Source organism: Ruminococcus sp. D54t1_190329_F1 (genome assembly GCF_015551645.1).
Lineage (GTDB): Bacteria > Bacillota > Clostridia > Lachnospirales > Lachnospiraceae > Blautia_A > Blautia_A faecis.
On the sequence record NZ_JADNDC010000001.1, the window covers coordinates 157,314 to 176,184 of the forward strand.

The 18,871-nt window shown below is 43.0% G+C and carries 13 protein-coding genes; 11 read left to right on the forward strand and 2 right to left on the reverse strand.

Translation table 11 applies throughout. The annotated features are described in order from the left end of the window. The first annotated feature begins 14 nt into the window (after positions 1-14). From I2D69_RS00735 to I2D69_RS00770, 8 genes are all read left to right on the forward strand, one after another. Positions 15-1,829 (forward strand): sensor histidine kinase, encoded by a 1,815-nt coding sequence (locus I2D69_RS00735; protein ID WP_118577752.1) that lies wholly within the window; start codon positions 15-17, stop codon positions 1,827-1,829. Further along, complete coding sequence (locus tag I2D69_RS00740; protein ID WP_195379218.1) at positions 1,816-2,811, forward strand: substrate-binding domain-containing protein; 996 nt, start codon at positions 1,816-1,818, stop codon at positions 2,809-2,811. Before I2D69_RS00735 ends, I2D69_RS00740 begins: the two co-directional genes overlap by 14 nt. 371 nt (positions 2,812-3,182) lie before the next feature. Continuing rightward, positions 3,183-4,160, forward strand: a complete 978-nt coding sequence (locus I2D69_RS00745) for an ABC transporter permease (protein WP_118577750.1) — start codon at positions 3,183-3,185, stop codon at positions 4,158-4,160. Between the two features lie 20 nt (positions 4,161-4,180). Further along, positions 4,181-5,692, forward strand: a complete 1,512-nt coding sequence (locus I2D69_RS00750; RefSeq protein WP_148461187.1) for a sugar ABC transporter ATP-binding protein — start codon at positions 4,181-4,183, stop codon at positions 5,690-5,692. Positions 5,693-5,702: 10 nt separating this feature from the next. Then, complete coding sequence (locus I2D69_RS00755; RefSeq protein WP_173770686.1) at positions 5,703-6,680, forward strand: ABC transporter permease; 978 nt, start codon at positions 5,703-5,705, stop codon at positions 6,678-6,680. A gap of 179 nt (positions 6,681-6,859) precedes the next feature. Continuing rightward, a complete protein-coding gene (locus I2D69_RS00760; protein ID WP_173770685.1) occupies positions 6,860-7,972 on the forward strand; it encodes a substrate-binding domain-containing protein in 1,113 nt (370 codons plus the stop codon). Between the two features lie 564 nt (positions 7,973-8,536). Next, complete coding sequence (gene rhaB, locus I2D69_RS00765; RefSeq protein WP_118577746.1) at positions 8,537-9,940, forward strand: rhamnulokinase; 1,404 nt, start codon at positions 8,537-8,539, stop codon at positions 9,938-9,940. Between the two features lie 69 nt (positions 9,941-10,009). Next, positions 10,010-11,428 (forward strand): arabinose isomerase, encoded by a 1,419-nt coding sequence (locus I2D69_RS00770; RefSeq protein WP_173717089.1) that lies wholly within the window; start codon positions 10,010-10,012, stop codon positions 11,426-11,428. Positions 11,429-11,553: 125 nt separating this feature from the next. Here the strand turns inward: I2D69_RS00770 and I2D69_RS00775 are convergent, their stop codons facing one another. Continuing rightward, complete coding sequence (locus I2D69_RS00775) at positions 11,554-13,383, reverse strand: histidine kinase (protein WP_195379219.1); 1,830 nt, start codon at positions 13,381-13,383, stop codon at positions 11,554-11,556. A gap of 72 nt (positions 13,384-13,455) precedes the next feature. Further along, on the reverse strand, positions 13,456-15,003 hold the full coding sequence (locus I2D69_RS00780) for a response regulator (RefSeq protein ID WP_195379220.1): 1,548 nt from the start codon (positions 15,001-15,003) through the stop codon (positions 13,456-13,458). A 318-nt stretch (positions 15,004-15,321) separates the two neighbouring features. Between I2D69_RS00780 and I2D69_RS00785 the strand changes: the two genes are divergently transcribed. Genes I2D69_RS00785 through I2D69_RS00795 form a run of 3 tightly spaced genes read left to right on the forward strand, consistent with a single transcriptional unit; the run spans position 15,322 to position 18,835 of the window. After that, on the forward strand, positions 15,322-16,833 hold the full coding sequence (locus I2D69_RS00785; protein ID WP_148461192.1) for a sugar ABC transporter ATP-binding protein: 1,512 nt from the start codon (positions 15,322-15,324) through the stop codon (positions 16,831-16,833). Then, on the forward strand, positions 16,833-17,828 hold the full coding sequence (locus I2D69_RS00790; protein WP_118577742.1) for an ABC transporter permease: 996 nt from the start codon (positions 16,833-16,835) through the stop codon (positions 17,826-17,828). The genes I2D69_RS00785 and I2D69_RS00790 overlap by 1 nt, the downstream gene beginning before the upstream one ends. Before the next feature lie 2 nt (positions 17,829-17,830). Next, complete coding sequence (locus I2D69_RS00795) at positions 17,831-18,835, forward strand: ABC transporter permease (RefSeq protein WP_118577741.1); 1,005 nt, start codon at positions 17,831-17,833, stop codon at positions 18,833-18,835. The last annotated feature ends 36 nt before the right edge of the window (positions 18,836-18,871 follow it).

An 18,871-nucleotide genomic window follows, 5' to 3' on the forward strand; every position in this document is an offset into this window, starting at 1 on the left:
AGGGAGAGCAGCCTATGAATGAAAACAAAAGAGAGCGAAAATTTCTTAAAGGCTTTAAAAGTATTCAAAGCACTATATTTGTGGCTGTTTCTGCTCTGGTTCTCTGTGCGGTGCTTGCAGCGACTGCAGTATCAGTAAGATATACGAATTCTACAGTTTATGAGAACTCTGCCATTTATACCCAGACAATTATACATCAGCTGAATCAGAATGTTGATTCGTATATTACATATATGGATAATATTGCCTCAGTTATTGCAAAAAGCCAGGATGCGTATCAGCTATTGTACCAGCGCATCGGTGAGGATGAGGCTGTAAAAGAAGGACACAGGAAACGTCTCCTGGAACAATTTAGTACGATACTGAAAGGCCGTGATGACATCTGCAACATTGGAATCGTGCAAAAAGATGGAGTTATGCTTATAAACAGCGGATATCAGGCCACCAATCCGGATCTGGATCTTTCCACTCAGGAGTGGTACACCAATGCGGTAGATAACTACAATCAGTATTGTCTCAGTTCTTCCCATGTCCAGCATGTGATCAAGGGGCAGCGTCCGTGGGTGATTACTTTAAGCCGCGAAGTCCACAATTTCTATGGCACGGGAAACAGTGACGGTGTTGTATTTATTGATTTGAATTACAGCGCCATCAGTGAGCTCTGCGACCAGAACAGCATTGGGGATAAGGGATATGTATTTATTCTGGATCAGAATGGAAACATCGTTTATCATCCAAGCCAGCAGCAGCTGTATAATGAGCTTCAGACGGAGAACATTGATATTGTTATGAATGCCGACACAGATACGGTAGTAACAGGAGAGGGAGATGACGAAAAAATCTATACACTTGCCCGCTCTGAGATAACTGGCTGGACGATTGTTGGCTGCATGAATATGGCAGAGCTTTTAAAGAGCAGTAAAGAGGCCAATAACATATATGTAATGACGGCCATTGTACTGGTTGTGATCGCCATGCTTATTTCCAGCTTTATTGCCAGAAGCATAACTCTTCCGATTCAGAAGCTTCGTGATTCTATGGAAAGGGTTCAGGAAGGAGATTTCAAGGCAGCAGATGATCTGGTTATACCTTCCCAGAATGAAATTGGAAGTCTTACCACATCATTCAATGTGATGACCCATAAGATTGAAGATCTGATGGCACAGAATGTCCACGAACAGGAACTGAAGCGAAAGAGCGAACTGAAAGCTCTTCAGTCCCAGATCAATCCCCACTTTCTTTATAATACGCTGGATTCCATTATCTGGATGGCAGAAGGAAAGAAATATGAAGATGTAGTACTGATGACCGCTTCTCTGGCACGGCTTTTGCGGCAAAGTATCAGCAACGAAGATGAAACGGTCCTCATCGGCCAGGAAATCCAGTATGTAAAGAGTTATCTCACCATTCAGAAAATGCGCTATAAAGATAAACTGGAATTTGAGATCAATGTGGATCCATCTATTAACAGTGTGCATATAGTGAAACTTGTACTTCAGCCAATTGTGGAAAATGCAATTTATCATGGTCTTAAATATAAGGAATCAAAAGGGATGCTTACTGTTAACGGATACCAGAAAGATGGAAATGCAGTTATCGAAATAGCAGATGACGGTGTGGGAATGGATGAGGAGACCCTGAACCGGATTTTTGAGAAGCATAAAGTCAATTATCGTTCTAATGGTGTCGGTGTATACAACGTTCAAAGACGTCTCAGTATGTACTATGGAAAGGAATATGGTCTGAGCTATAAAAGTGAAAAAGGAAAAGGTACGACTGTTACAGTGGTAATTCCGATCGAGCAGGAGGAACATCATGAAAAAGCGTAAACAATGGCTTATGCTTGTATGCATAGCGCTGGCGGTGTGTCTGGTTTCCGGAGGAATGCTTTATATTCGTCAAAAAAATAATAACAAAAAGTGGTCATTAATTTACATACCGAAAACAGAGGATGGAACCAATGACTTCTGGACCTCCCTGATTTCAGGGACAAGAATGGCGGCGCAGGAATGCGGTGCAGAACTGGAAGTGCTGGCACCGGAGAGAGAACAGGATGTGGAGGTACAGAATAAACTTCTGGAAGAGGCCATTGAGAAAAATCCGGATGCAATACTATTTTCCCCTTCCAGCTTTGATGCTTCCGATGAATTATTGCAGGAGGCAAAAGATAAGGGAATCAAGATCACATTTATAGATTCCTATACAGAAAGCAATATTCAGGATATGACAGTTGCCACAGATAACCTGGAAGCAGGAAAGCAACTGGGGGAATATGCCAGAACTTTTTTAAATAAGGATTCCCAGATTGCAATTGTAAGCCATGTAAAAGGTGTTTCCACCGCAATCGAAAGAGAACAGGGCTTTCGGGAAGGTCTGGGGGATTATAATAAGAATGTTGTAGACGTAGTATATTGTAATTCCCAGTTTGATAAGGCTTCCCAGCTTACAGAAGAACTGATGGAGAAATATCCGAATCTTGAAATGATTGCAGGAATGAATGAATATTCCTCTGTAGGCGCAGCACGGGCGGTACAGAAACATGATATGGAAGACCAAATCCAGGTAGTGGGGGTAGACAGCTCCCAGGAAGCAGTCCAGCTTATGGAAAAGGGTGTCTTCAAGGGAATTGTTGTGCAGAAAGCGTTTAAGATGGGCTATCTGGGTGTAACGGAGACTGTGCGTATGCTGCAGGGCAAACCTTACGATGAGAATGTAAATTCCGGCTGTCAGCTTGTAACTCCGGAGAATATGTATTCCAGCGAAATTGAAAAGCTGATCTTCCCATTTAATACCATAAAACAGACTTTGTAGCTGTTCTGTATCTTCACAGCTGCACGTTTTGCGGAAGAGTTACCCGATTTATGCTGTACCAGATCTTTTTAATATACTCTGTCAGATAAAATGAGACCTCAGGTTCTATCCTTTTGCGTTTCTTACGTATGAAAAGGATTGAATTTGAGGTTTTTTGATTTTACATGGTAAAGTGTTAGTGCATATTTCACATAAAAGGTTAAAAATTTATGACCATACCGTAAATATTTAACCTTTTTCTGGAAAATATTCTATTACAATTGTGAAGAATTCAAGGTATTATATAGAAAACGCAGAGAGTGCAAAAAGTTATTGCTCAGGAAGAGTGAGGTAAACCTGGACAATAACAAAAAATCAAGGAGGGTGAAAAGTTGGAAAAGTTAAAACAAAATCCAATTGTGAAAAAGCTCGGCCTGAACAGAATCATGCTTGTCTGTATTCTTGTTCTTATGTTCGTAGTTTTCAAGGTAGTACTCGGAAGTAAATTCCCTGTTGGCGACAGTATCAAATCTACTTTGAACTATGTATACTTCCTGGGCTTTTTATCACTTGGAGTAACATTTGTAATTGCTACAGGAGGAATTGATTTCTCCATCGGACCGGTTATGTTCTGCTGTGCACTGGTTTCCGGTTACTGCATGACTTCTTATGGAGTTCCTTGTGCAGCTGCCATGGTTCTGTGTGTGCTCATTGGTCTTGCATTTGGTATATTTAATGGATGGCTGGTTTCTTATATGTCAGTTCCGCCATTTATCGTATCCATGGCTTCCATGAACATTGCAAAAGGTATTGCTTCTGTATTTACCAAGACACAGTCAGTCAGCTGGCCGCAGAGTTCTGATCCGGTAAACGGATGGTTCCGTAATATCGCATCTTATAATGGATTCCCGGTTGGTCTTGTGATCTTCCTTGGAATGGCAGTGGTTTGCGGTATTGTTCTTTACAATACAAAGCCAGGACGTTATATCCTTTGTCTTGGATCTAACAGCGAGGCAGTTCGTCTTTCTGGTGTCAACACCAGAAAATGGAGAATGCTTGCATATGTGATCTGTGGATTCCTGGTAGGAATCGGAGCACTGTTCTTTGTTGCTACTTATACAACCGTTCAGCCAGGATATGGCGATCAGTATAACAACGAGGCAATTGCAGGCTGTGTAATGGGTGGTACATCCATGGTTGGTGGACTTGCTTCCATCGGCGGTACTGTGATCGGTGTATTTATCATCTCTCTTCTTCAGCAGGGAATCATGGCATTTGGTCTTGGCAAAGGACAGCAGATGATTATTACAGGTATCATTGTTATTGTAGCAGTTTACGCTGACGTTTCTGCAAGACGCAGAAAGAACTGATCATAAGGGAGGATTCGACAATGGGTGAAGTTATTTTAACTATGAAGGATATTGATAAGTCCTTTCCTGGAGTTCATGCCCTGGATCATGTTAATTTCGAAGTGAAACGCGGTGAAGTACATGCACTTATGGGAGAGAACGGAGCCGGAAAGTCCACACTGATGAAGGTACTTACCGGTATTTACCAGAAGGATTCCGGAACAATTACATATAAAGGCAAAGAGACAGAATTTCACAATACCCGTGAAGCTCAGGATGCCGGAGTGGTAATCGTACATCAGGAATTAAATATGATCGGAGATCTGACTGTTGCACAGAACATCTTTATCGGACGTGAACCGAAGAAGGGAATCCGTGTAGACGACAAGAAGATGATCGAAGATTCCAGAAAATTATTTCAGGATCTGAATATTGAGATCGATCCGAGAGAAAAAATGAGTAATCTTACTGTTGGTAAGCAGCAGATGTGTGAGATTGCAAAGGCTATTTCCCACAAAGCTGAGGTGATCATTTTTGATGAGCCGTCAGCAGCTCTTACTGAGAAGGAGATTGCGGATTTATTTGAAATCATCAAAGACCTTCGTAAGAAGAATCTTGGTATTGTATACATCTCACACCGTATGGATGAGATCAAGGTCATCACAGACCGTGTAACTGTCATGCGAGATGGTGGCTATGTTGGAACCCTGATCACAGCAGACAGTACAAAAGAAGATATTATCAACATGATGGTTGGTCGTGTTATTTACGAAGATCCGAAGGATCATAGCATGGTTGCGCCAGATGCCCCGGTTGTATTGAAGGTAGAGCATCTGAATGCAGGCAAGATGGTTCAGGATGTAAGCTTCGAGCTTCGTAAAGGTGAAATCCTTGGCTTCTCAGGACTGATGGGAGCAGGACGTACCGAGACAGCCAGAGCACTGTTTGGGGCAGATCCGAAACAGAGCGGTAAGATTTCCATTATGGGTAAAGATGGACAGCTCCATGAAGTAACCATCAACAGCCCACAGGATGCTGTTAAATATGGTATCGGTTATCTGTCTGAGGACAGAAGAAGATATGGAGTTGTTGTTCAGAAATCTGTAACAGAGAACACAACTCTGGCTACCATGGAAGAATATTGCAACGGTTTATTCATCAACAAAGCCAAAGAGAAAAAAGTTACAGAGAGATATGTGAAAGAGCTTGCAACCAAGACTCCTTCTACAGACCAGCTGGTAGTGAATCTTTCCGGTGGTAACCAGCAGAAGGTAGTTATTGCAAAATGGCTTACCCGTGACAGTGAGATCCTGATTTTCGATGAGCCTACAAGAGGTATCGACGTTGGTGCGAAGAACGAGATCTACAAGTTAATGAGCAAGCTTGCAGCAGAAGGAAAATCTATTATTATGATTTCCTCTGAAATGACCGAGATTCTCCGAATGAGTGACCGAATCATCGTTATGTGTGAAGGTAAGGTAACAGGAAATATTGATATTTCTGAAGCTACACAGGAACACATCATGAATAAGGCGACACGGAATATCGATTAAGGAGGACGTCATGACTAAGAAGAAAAAAAGTATTTTAAGTGATCAGAGATTTATTGTTTTGCTGGTTATCATTGCACTGGCTGCTGTTTTCTCCTTTATGAGTAAGGAGTTCAGACAGTACACCACAATCCTGAGTATGCTGGATTTCTCATATTATGACCTTCTGATGGCAATCGGTGTTACATTCCCGCTTATCACAGGCGGTGTAGACCTGTCAATCGGAACTGGTATGGTATGTTACGCATTGATCGGCGGAACACTTGTAAGAAGCAACAATGTTCCAGTAGTAGTAGCAATGCTGCTCTGTGTAGTGCTTGGAATTGCAATCGGCGCATTGAACGGTGTTCTCATTGGCATCATGAATCTGCCGCCATTCCTTGCTACTCTTTGTACCTGTATGATTACCCGTGGTGCTGGTTCTCTTTGCAGTGCTACACCATGGCCAACACTGAATCAGCCAGGCGGATGGTTCCATTCCATCTTTAAACTGACAATCGGACAGGGAAGAAGCGCTTCCCGTTACCCGCTCGGTTTCCTTTGGATGATCCTTCTGGTAATCCTGATGGAGTTCGTTCTGAATCATACAAAATTCGGACGTTACACCATCGCAATCGGTTCCAACAAAGAAGCAGCAGCTCTTTCCGGAATCAATGTTAAGTTTTACCATGTAATGGTATACGTAGTTTGCGGTCTGTTTACCGGACTTGCAGCTATCGCATACGCAGCAGTAACTCCTACTGTACAGCCTGGTACTGGTGCCGGACTTGAGATGGACGCAATCGGCGGTGTATTCGTTGGTGGTGTTGCAGCTTCCGGTGGTTATGGATCTGTAGTAGGAACTCTGGTAGGTATTTTCGTAATCATGCTGTTAAAGACCGGTCTTCCATATGTCGGTCTGCAGGCAAACTGGCAGCAGATCATCACAGGTGTTGTATTGATCGTTGCAGTATTGATCGATATCCTGAAAGAGAAAAAAAGTGCACACTAATAACTGAAACATACAGGCTGGCTTACAGACAGTCAGCCTGAAGAAAAGCAGAATTCTGTTTATAAGCAGAACAGCTGGTAAACAGCAACAATTTCATAACGGATGTGAAGCGTCGGAGAGTGTAGCGACGTATCATCATAAAAAACTATATAATTTTTATTTCAAGGAGGAAGTAGTAAATGAAAGCAAAGAAAGTTATGGCATTAGTACTCTGTGCAGCAATGGTATCTGGTTTAGCAGCAACAACTGTTATGGCAGCTCCGGAAGATCAGTTTGAAGGACTTACAGCTAACGAAGCTTATGAATTCCCTATGATGGTTAAATCTTTCCAGGCTACATACTGGGAAGCAGCTATGAAAGGTATGGACAAAGCAGCTGAAGAATTAGGGGTTACCTATACAGCACAGGGACCAAACAGTGAGTCCGATATCGCTGACCAGGTTAACATGATCAATACAGCTATCGCAGCTAATCCTGTTGGATTAGGACTTGCAGCTTGTGATACATCTTCTGTTCAGGCAGCTCTTCAGACATGTGTTGACAAAGGAATCCCGGTTGTTACATTTGATACAGGTATCGCTGATGCTCCGGAAGGATCTGTAGTTTGCGAAGTCTGCACAGACAACAATCAGGCTGGTTCTGTAGCAGCTGAGAACATGTATCCGGCAATCAAAGACGTTATCGCTAATGCTGACGGACAGGTTATCATCGGTGAGGTTAACCAGGATGCTACAGGTCTTAACATCCAGCAGCGTGGTACAGGATTCATCAATAAGATGATCGAGCTGATTAAAGCTGATGGAAAAACAGTAGCAGTTAAAGGTAATGAGTTCTATGTAAACGCAGCAGAAGGTGCTGACGCTGAAGAAGCTGACGCAGACGTTGTTATCCAGGTTGCAGTTCCGGCACAGACAACTGTAGAGCTTTGCTCCACAGAGGCTCAGGCTATCCTTTCCCAGGAAAACTGTATCGCAATCTTCGGTTCCAACCAGGTTGCAGCAGAGGGTGTTCTTGCAGCTAACGCTAACCTGAACGTTCTTGGTTCTGACGCAGCTAACGGTGATGTTATCGGTGTTGGTTTCGACGCTGGTTCTATCATTAAAGCAGCTGTAACAGATGGCACATTCCTTGGTGCAGTTACACAGTCTCCTCTGATGATGGGATATTATGCAATCTACGCTCTGACAGCAGCTGCTAACGGAGCTGAGCTTGAGGATGTTCCTACAGCTGGTTACTGGTATGATTCTACAAACATCGACGATGAAAACATCGCTCCAAACCTTTACGACTAATTAAAAAGTAAAGAGACGACACAACGTCCAATGTTTGCAGGTTTATAAACTGTGAATGAAACAGACCCCTGGGGCATTGCCCCGGGGGTTTTCTGGGTGAAAGAGGAATTATTGCAGCACGGAAATATTGTCACTATCTTCCGGATACTTTATGTAAGAGGTTTTTGTGAATATAGTGGACAGAACATTCTGTTTGCAAATAAGGACACTTTTTTAGACAAACAAGGTTCTTATTTATTGATGGATATTATAGTACTATGATATCATCAATTAGAAAAGCCGCTGTATGAGGAATATCAGGATTGGTACGTTATTGTGTTACTGTTCACTGGTAACGTTCCGCGAGGCGTTTTTTGTGAACAAAGTTCACAGAAAACCCGAGAATTGCGGCGCGAAATCATGCGAATGCATGATTTCTGTGCATCGCGAAGCGCGTTACTGTGAACGGAGTGAACAGTAACGTTATTGTTTATGGAAAATGTTTGATGAGACGTTTGTGTAGGACAATAAGACAGGAACCTTGATCCATACAGCGTAATTTTACAATTGAGGAGGTTTCATAAAATGACAAAGTATTATTTAGCAGTAGATATCGGTGCTTCCAGCGGACGTCTGATCCTTGGACATCTTGAGAATGGAAAAATGGAGCTTGAGGAAGTTCATCGTTTTGAGAATGGAATGGTAAAGAAAGACGGCGAGCTTTGCTGGGAGTTTGACAGACTTTTCCAGGAAATTAAGAATGGTCTTAAGAAATGTAAAGAGATCGGCAAGATTCCGGTAAGCATGGGTGTTGATACCTGGGGCGTTGACTTTGTACTGATGGATAAGGACGACAAGGTTCTTGGAAATACAGTTGGATATCGTGATCACAGAAATGAAGGTATGGATGAGGAAGTATATAAGACGATTTCTCTTGAGGATCTTTATGCACGTACCGGTATTCAGAAAGCAATTTTCAACACGGTATATCAGCTGATGGCTGTGAAGACAAAACATCCGGAATATCTGGAACAGGCTGAAACTATGCTTCATGTACCGGATTACTTCCATTATCTTCTTACAGGCAAGAAAACCTGTGAGTATACAGAGGCAACAACAGGTCAGCTGGTAAATGCAGAAACAAAGGACTGGGATTACGAACTGATTGATAAACTTGGATATCCAAGAAAAATGTTCCAGAAATTGATCATGCCTGGTACCAGTGTTGGACACTTTACAGAAGAGGTAAAAGCAGAAGTTGGGTTTGATGTGGAAGTTGTAGCACCGGCTACACATGATACCGGATCCGCAGTTCTTGCAGTTCCTGCAAACGACGACGATTTTATTTATATCAGCTCCGGAACATGGTCATTGATGGGAATTGAAAGAGAAAAAGCTGACTGCTCCAAGAAGAGTTGCGAGATGAACTTTACGAATGAGGGCGGCTATGCAGGAAGATTCCGTTATCTGAAGAATATCATGGGACTTTGGATGATCCAGTCTGTTCGTCATGAATATGATGATAAATATGGATTTGCAGAAATCTGTCAGATGGCAGAGGAAGCGAAAGATTTCCCATCCAGAGTAGATGCAAATGATGAGTGCTTCCTTTCTCCGGAAAGCATGATCGAAGAGGTTAAAGATTACTGCAGAAGAACCGGACAGAAGGTTCCGGAAACTTTAGGAGAAATTGCTACTGTTATTTATACCAGTCTTGCTGAGTGCTATGCAAAGACAGCAAAGGAACTGGAAGAGATGACAGGAAGAACCTTCAGTCGTATCCATGTAGTTGGCGGCGGTTCCAATGCAGGCTATCTTAATGAGCTGACTGCGAGAGCAACAGGCAAAGAGGTTCATGCAGGTCCTGGAGAGGCAACTGCAATCGGTAATATTACCGCTCAGATGTTAAAAGCAGAAGAGTTTAAATCAATCGAAGAGGCTCGTACTACCATTCATGAGTCCTTTGGAATTAAGGTATATCAGGCTTAATGAAAAGTTAAAACAGCCGGGATATACGATCATTTGTATAATATATCAAATTAAACAGGAGGTACTACTATGTTAGTAAACACAAAAGCAAAAGTTGGTGTATTTTCTATTGCTTTAGGCGCATATCTGCCTCAGTTCCCTTCACTGGTACCAGAGTTTGAGGCTCAGTACGAGGCATTTAAGAAAACAATTCCGGATACCGTAGAAATCATCGATGGAGGAATGGTAACAACAAAAGAACAGTCTATGGCTGCTGGGGATAAATTCCGTGCAGCAGACGTTGATCTCGTTTTCCTTCAGATGTTAACCTACGCTACATCCTACAACATGCTTCCTGCAATCCGTGACCTGAATGTTCCGGTTGTTCTGGTAAATGTTCAGAAGCTGAAAGCTCTGGATTACGATCACACAGACATTGCTACATGGCTCGGCGAAGGATATGCCTGCGGTGCTGTTGGAGAAGCTGTTGCTGACCTTGAGAGAGCTGGAAAGAGACATGCTGTTATCACTGGTGTTGTAGAAGGCGGAGATCCAGATGTTCAGGCTGAGATTGAAGACTGGTGTAAAGCAGCTCAGGTAAGAAGAAGATTCCGTGACACAAATATTGCCCAGATTGGAAGACCTTACCCAGGTATGATGGACCTTTACATTGATGAGACTAACCTGTATAACAGAATGTTCCTTTATACCAAACAGTTTGACTGGGAAAAAATGTGGGCAATTGCGGATGATATCACAGATGAGGATGCAATTCGTGCAAAAGCTCAGGATATTCTGGACACCTTTGATATTGAGGGCGGCGGAACAATTGAGAAAGTATGGGATATGGCAAAATATGTTGTAGCATTTGAGAAATGGGTAAAGGACGAGCATCTTGGAATGATCGCTTCCCATTATGACGGATTTGCACAGGGCAAGGCTGGTGTCCTTGACAGTATGCTGATTCCGGCATTCTCTATGCTGATCAAACAGGGTACTGCATGTGCTGTTGAGGGTGATATGAAGGTTGCCATGGCAATGAGTATTCTGAAGACAATTTCCGGCACAGGCCAGCTTTCCGAGATGTATTCCATTGACTTCAATGATGACATCTGCATTATCGGTCATTCCGGAAGTGGTGATGCCGATATTTCTGATAAGAAACCTACCATGAAGATCGTACCAGTGTTCCATGGCAAAACAGGCGGCGGATATCTGACACAGTTCTATCCATACACAGGTCCGGTTACCTATCTTGCAATCACACAGGATGGAGACGGACGATTCAAATTCGTTGTTGCTGAGGGAATCAATGAGGAAGGACCAATCCTTTCCTTTGGCGATACGAACATGAGAACTCGTTTTACATGTGGTGCAAGAGAGTTTGTAAACCGCTGGAGTGAAGCTGGCCCGACACATCATATGGCAGCTGCAACAGGCAGACATATTGATACCATCCTGAAGGTTGCAAAGATCTTCAATGTACCGGTTGATATTGTAACAAGATAATTTTCAAAGCTGTGCAAATAATAGCAAGAATAAGACCATCTATATGGTTTGTACACATATTCATATTCAGTAAAAGAGAGAGTCGTCAGACTCTCTCTTTTGCTGTAGATGATAAGATTAAACTGCTATTTGTTTTCTACATCCTTCTTTGCCGGAATTCGGATTTGCACTTCAGTTCCTTTTCCTACATCGCTGGAATAAGTCAATCCATAATCTGCGCCATAAAGCACTTGAAGCCGTCTGTGAGTATTATAGATCGCAATATTAGTTCCACCTGAAATACTGGTTCCTTCCCCGGAAAGAATCACGGGCAGTTTATCCGGCGCGATTCCAACTCCGTCATCAGAAATCAGAAGTACAATATCCCCATCCTCCATCCATCCGGTAAGTACAATAGTTCCAGACTTGGAAGTTTTTTCCAGAATGCCGTGAAGTATGGAATTTTCTATAACAGGCTGCAGGGTCAGCTTTGGAATCTGGTATTCCATCAGTTCATCCGGAATATCGGAAATGAAGAAAATGCTGTCATGATAGCGCATATTCTGCAGGTGAACATAGATGGAAACATGTTCTTCTTCCTTGGCGATAGTACTGATTCCCTTTTTGCGACTAAGTGTCAGCTTGTAGAATCTGGAAAGACTTTGCACTGCGTTACAGACCTCAGAGGTACGTCCCTGCTGGGCCATCCAGTTGATCATATCCATGGTATTATAAAGAAAATGGGGATTGATCTGAGCCTGCAGGGAATTAAACTCGGCAATTCGCAGATCCTCAGCAGCCTGGGCCTGTTTTTCCATAAGCTGGTTCATTTTGCGTGTCATATAGTTGTATGTATCAATAAGGTCACCAATTTCATCGTGCGCACTTGGGCTGTCCATAGGGACCGGAGGACCGTGACGGACTGTTCTCATCTGACTGATAACGGAGGAAATTCGCCCTGTAATGGATTTGGACAAGGTACTTGCAAGCAAAAAGGCAAGCACCAGTACCGCAATATAAATGGATAAAAACTGCAAAACCAGGATATTACTCTGATTGATCAGGGGCTGGGAGGGAAGTACCGTCACCATAAACCAGCCTGGCTGTTTGATCCGGTAGAAACCAACGTAAACGGTTTTCCCTAGAATATCCTGCTCCACGAAACTGTTGGAGGACATGTAGGACTCCATGATCTTGTCGTAATCCAGCCAGTAAATTCCGGCGAGAGAATCACTGGAAGCAGAAACCAGGTTGTTACGCTCATTCATAATATAAGATACACTGTCGTCCAGAGTAAGATTCTCAGACAGAATCTGCTGAAAATCATGACCGGAATAATAGACCGCCATATAAGCATCATAAGTTCTGTTGTTATAGATCACAGAAGCATGGGTGATATATGCCTGATTTCCATATGCCTTTTGCTCCTTTGTACCAAGATAGAAGGAGGGACAAAAAAGCTGGGAAACGCGGCTTCCGCGGAAAATACCATACCAGTAGGTTCCACGGATCTGATCGAGAGATAGAAAAGTATCTTTCAGGTCTTCCTTATTTAAAAGTGCATTTATGTCTGAAGGAGAGTCTTTTGGTACCTCCATATAAATTTTGACATTGGTAACAGGTGTACCAGTGATCAGCTGATCTACCTTTTGGGAAAAAGATGCCGCATCCGGGGAATCTGCTAGATCCGTGAAGGAGTCGGTTATGGCATTTTTAAAAAGTGTCTGGTAAAAATCAAGGGAAGAAATTTCTTCACTTACATCCAGGACTTTCTGAATGGATTCTTCTATCAACGGCGCCGTTTCTGCAGACCGGTCCTGTTCCTGGCGGATCGTATAGGAAACTACCATGTCGTAGGCTCTTCCATAAAAAAAGAAGATAATGGCGATCGCAGGAATTGACACGATCAAAAGAAGTACCAGGGTAAACTTGGACTGCAGGTTCAGATCCTGGTACCATTGCTTAAGCTTATGCAAATTATTTCACACTCCTTAAAACTATGCAGATATTTTGGGATACATAAAAGTTTTTTTGTGCGGCGCATGAAACTAACTCATCTTCTCTCGATATTCAGAAGGAGAAAAACCTGTATACTTCTTAAAACTTTTACCGAAATAATTCCCGTCACTGTACCCCACCCGCGAGGAAATATCCGTAATTTTATACCTGGGGTCAGACAGCAGCTGCTTGGCCTTTTCCATTCTGTATTCTGTGAGGTACTGATTTAAAGTCTGACCGGTCTCATTTTTGAAGAAGGTACACACATACGAGGTTGATAAAAATACATGATCACTGATATCTTTCACAGATAAGGTCTCGTTCATATATTTCTGTCCAATGTAATCCTTGATCAGAAAAATAGTAGAATTTTCTTCTTCTGTGCTGGCTGCTGTCTGGAAAAAAATTTCTGTCTTTTTTACCAGCTTCTGGTGCATCTCATTATAGGAAAAAATCTTCTCCAATGTGTCTATTAAATTTTCCTGGGTATCGGATAAGGTTAGCTTCAGCTGACGTGCAGCATTATCCAAAGCACGGAATAATTTGTAATAGAGATCCTTGGCCTGGTTAGGCAGAACATTCTGATTCTGGTTATAATACAGGTACAGATTGTCAAGGAAAGCTTTTGCTTTTTCCTTATTTTTTTCAGTGAGAAGAGTGAGAAATTCATTCTCCGGACTGGCAGAAAGCTCTGCTGCTGTTTCAGAAACAGGTGCCTGATAAAAAGGAGACAGAAAGGTACCTGTGGGGAAAAAGAAGCTGCTCTGCAGGGAAATAACAGCAGAAGTATAGGACTGATAAGCTCTGGAAATGCCTGTAACAGTATCTCCGGCTGCGATGCAGAATCTGGTGCAGCGGGAATACAGACTACAGAAAAATTCTTCAATGCTTTTTCGAACGGCAGCTCCAGGAGAGGAACCAAACAAAAAGTAAACCATATACTGTACACGCTTTTCTGCAAAAATACAATCTATATGGAAGGTTTTTAAAAATTCCTGGACGGACAGAAATATGGCGTTTGCTTCTGAAAGAGGAAACTCCTCCTCGGTATCGGTCTTAAGCACAATTGCAGTAAAGGGAGTGGTATTGCTAATAGACAGAGTCAGCTCATCTATGAGCTGGTCAATACTTTCCTTCGCATGGGCGAAAGGCTGGGTGAGAAGAAGGGCCAGGCGGGAAGCGCTTTCCATGGAATGGATGGACGCATTTTGCCGGGTGCGTTTTTTTTCCAGGCAAAGATCACGGGCTTCCACGATGGCATCCCGGATTTCCACAGGGTTCAGAGGCTTTTCTATATAATTGACGGCTTTTAACTTGATGGCAGCCTTTAGATATTCTTTATCCGAATATCCGCTCATAAAAACAGGAACAATATCAGGAAGAATTTCTTCCAGCCGTTCCAGCATTGCGATTCCATCCAGACGGGGCATACGTACATCGCATAGCACAATGTCCGGTCTGTGTACTCTGGCCACTTCAATTCCGTTTATTCCATCATCCGCCTGAAGAACCTCCCGGATTCCGATGGATTGCCAGTCAATGGAAGAAATTACACCGGTGCGGGTAAGCTCTTCGTCGTCTACGATCAGTAATTTCATAATGAATCTCCGTTATAGGGGCTCTGGAAATTACCGGAGCTCCTGATTAGTGAAAGGACAGTAACTGTGAAAGAAATGAACAGTTATCTGCAAGGTTATAAAAACGTATTAATAAAAATACCACACCCATCATACCACAATTATATCCAAAATACGATACCAAAAGCACGCAGTTTTGTGAAAAATTTAAAACCGGGTGGAAAATTTTACCCATTAAGTGGAAAATATTTTACCCTGTTTCAAAATATTTTCCCATTTTCAAACAAAGTGCACAGGTGGTAGAATAATAACAGATCAAGAAAGGGAGGAGAAAAAGCCGTGTCTGAATATGTTCTTGAATTAAAAGGCATTACGAAAATTTTCCCCGGCGTTAAAGCACTGAACAATGTACAGTTCCAGTTAAAGCCTGGCGAAGTTCATGCACTGATGGGCGAAAACGGTGCAGGTAAATCTACCTTCATTAAAGTAATTACCGGTGTACATAAAGCAGAAGAAGGCGAAATGTACCTGTTTGGAGAAAAAGTGGATTTCAAAGGTCCGAAGGATGCACAGGAAGCAGGAATTGCAGCTGTTTACCAGCACCCCACATCCTATCCACATTTAACAGTGGCTGAGAATATTTTTATGGGACATGAGATCAAGAAGAATCACATGATCCAGTGGAAGGCCATGAACGAGGAGGCAAACAAGCTTCTGAAGCAGCTGAATGCAGATTTCGATTCCACAGCAGAAATGGGAACCTTAAGTGTTGCCCAGCAGCAGATGGTTGAGATCGCAAAGGCATTGTCCACAAATGCAAAGATCGTTATTCTGGATGAGCCTACCGCTTCTCTTACAAAGAGAGAATCCGAGGAGCTTTACAGAATCGTAGATCAGTTGAAGGAAAAAGGTGTTTCCATTATCTTCATTTCCCATCGTTTTGAGGATATGTACCGCCTGGCAAGCAGAGTTACTGTTTTCCGTGACTCTCAGTATATTGGTACCTATGATGTAGACGGAATCACCAATGCAGACCTGATTAAAGCCATGGTTGGCCGTGAGATCAAGGATCTGTTCCCGAAACCGGAGGTTAAGATCGGTGATGAAATGCTTCGTATCGAGCACTTATCCCGCACCGGATATTTCAAAGATGTTTCCTTCAATGTACACGCTGGCGAGATCGTAGGTCTTACAGGTCTGGTTGGTGCAGGTCGTACAGAGGTTGTAGAGAGCGTCTGTGGAATCACAACTCCAGATGAAGGAAAGGTTTATCTGGAAGGAAAAGAAGTACATATCAAACAGCCGTCTGACGCAATGAAGGAAGGAATTATCCTTCTTCCGGAGGATCGTCAGAAGGAAGGTCTGATCATGAGCTGGGGACTTGGAAGAAATGTAACACTTCCAACTATCAGCAAATATGCAAAAAAAGGCTTCAATGACGAGAAGACAGAAAGAGATCTTTCCAAGAGACTTCTGGAAGAGGTTGATACCAAAGCCGTTGATATTTTCCAGCCTGCAAGCTCTCTGTCAGGTGGTAACCAGCAGAAGGTTGTAGTTGCCAAGGCTCTTAGCCAGGAGATGAAGGTTGTTATCATGGATGAGCCGACGAAAGGTGTTGACGTTGGTGCCAAGGCTGAGATTTATGCGATCATGGGTGATCTTGCAAAGAAGGGTTACGCAATTATCCTGATTTCCTCTGAAATGCCTGAAATCTTGGGAATGTCTGACCGAATCGTTGTAATGTGCAACGGACGTAAGACTGGTGAGCTGGGAAGAGGCGAAGCAACTCAGGAGATGATCCTTGAGCTGGCAATGGAGAAAGGTACAACCGGAAAGGGGGCAGCTAAATAATGGAAAAGAAATCTTTCATGAAAAAGCTGACAGGTTCCCGTGAAGCACTGCTTGCAGTGATCCTGGTTTTGCTTTTCGTAGTAATCACAATCATCAGCCCGTCATTCCTTACATTCAAGTCTCTGACGGATATGCTGAAAAACAATGCTGTAACAATGGTAATGTCACTTGGTATGCTGTGTGTTATGCTGGTAGGTGGAATTGATATTTCCATCATGTCTACTCTGGCACTGACTGGTATGTCAATTGGTATGCTTCTGAAATATGAACACATTTCCAGTACTTTCCTGGCATTTGTGATCGCGCTGGCAATCGGAATCGCATGTGGTTTCCTGGTAGGTCTTGTAATCTCCAGAGCAGATGTACCTCCGATCATTGCAACAATGGGCTTCATGTACATCTACCGTGCAATGGGATATCTGGTTTCCCACAATGGTGAGTGGGCAAGTGCAGCAGCCCTTGGTGAATTTAAAAATTTTGCAACAACAAAATTCCTGGGAATGAGCCTTGTAATCTGGGTGATCATCCTTTGCTATGTGATCTTCTTCGTATTCATGAAATGGACTACCATCGGAAGAAGAATCTATGCAGTAGGAAGTAACCCGAGCGCAGCTGAAGTTTCCGGTATTAATGTAAAAAATATTAAGCTTCTTGTTTACACTATCATGGGTCTTCTTGCAGGTCTTGGCGGAGCCCTTCAGGTTTCTATTTACGCTTCTGCAATGCCTGATATGCAGCAGGGCGGTGAGATGGACGTTATCGCAGCCTGCGTTATCGGTGGTGTAAGCATGAGTGGTGGACGTGGTACAGTACTTGGTGCTCTTCTTGGATCCCTGATCCTTGCAACCATCGCAAAAGCACTTCCGCTGATCCCATTCTTCGATCAGCTGTGGCTGAATACCATCAAGGGTGTTATCATTCTTGTAGTAGTTGTTGTAAACATTGTTTTACAGCGTACAGCTGACAAAAATGCATTAAAGGGAAGGGAGATGTAATCATGGCTGGAAAATCTGGAAGAAGTATTAACAACGTGCCGAAAAGCCCTGTGAAACAGATGATCTTCAGCTGGGAAGGCATTCTGGTACTCCTGTTTATTGCAGTAAATATTTTCTGTGCAAACTTTTCCGAGTTCTATAATCTGAAGAGTCTGCTCCGTCAGATGCCTGTTTATCTGGCAGAAATCTTCTTAATGCTGCCGATGGCATACATTCTGGTACTTGGTGAGATTGATATTTCCGTTGGATCTATCGTGTGTCTCTCCGCAACAATGGCTTGTATTGTGGCAAACACAGGAGCTCCATTCATCGTGGTAATCCTTGCCACACTTCTGGTCGGATCCCTTTGCGGTGCTGTAAACGCATTTGTCCTTACCAGATTTGAAGAACTGCCGCCAATGATCGTAACACTTGCAACCCAGATCATTTTCAGAGGTATTGCAGAGATCGTTCTTGGAAGCGGCGGAAGTATTTCCGTAACAAACACAGAAGGCTTTGCTGCACTTGGCGGAAAAGTAGGACGTGTTCCTTACATTCTTTTCCTGGTTCTGATCCTTGGAATCATCGCAGCAGTTATCCTTGGAAAATGTACCTTCGGACGCAGAGTATATGCAATCGGTACCAACCGTCTTGCAGCTTACTACTCCGGAATCCATGTACAGAAGATCCGTTTCGTGATCTACACTCTGATGGGAACCATCTCCGGACTGTGTGCACTGTTCCTGATGTCTTCCTCATTCGGTGCAAATACCACAACTGGTAACGGATTTGAGATGGATGCCATTGCAATGGCAGTATTCGGAGGAATCTCCTCCACAGGTGGTAAAGGTAATATCGCAGGCGGTCTGATTTCCGCATTTATCATCGTCTGCCTTCGTGTTGGACTTGGACAGAGAAACATTCATCCGCAGGTTATCCTGCTGATCATCGGTGTGCTTCTGATCGGCGCAGTTGCACTTCCGAACATCATCAAAGAGATTCAGAAAAAAGCAAAAACAGCAAAATAAAAAATCCTTAACGAACTCATATATAACCTTATAAAG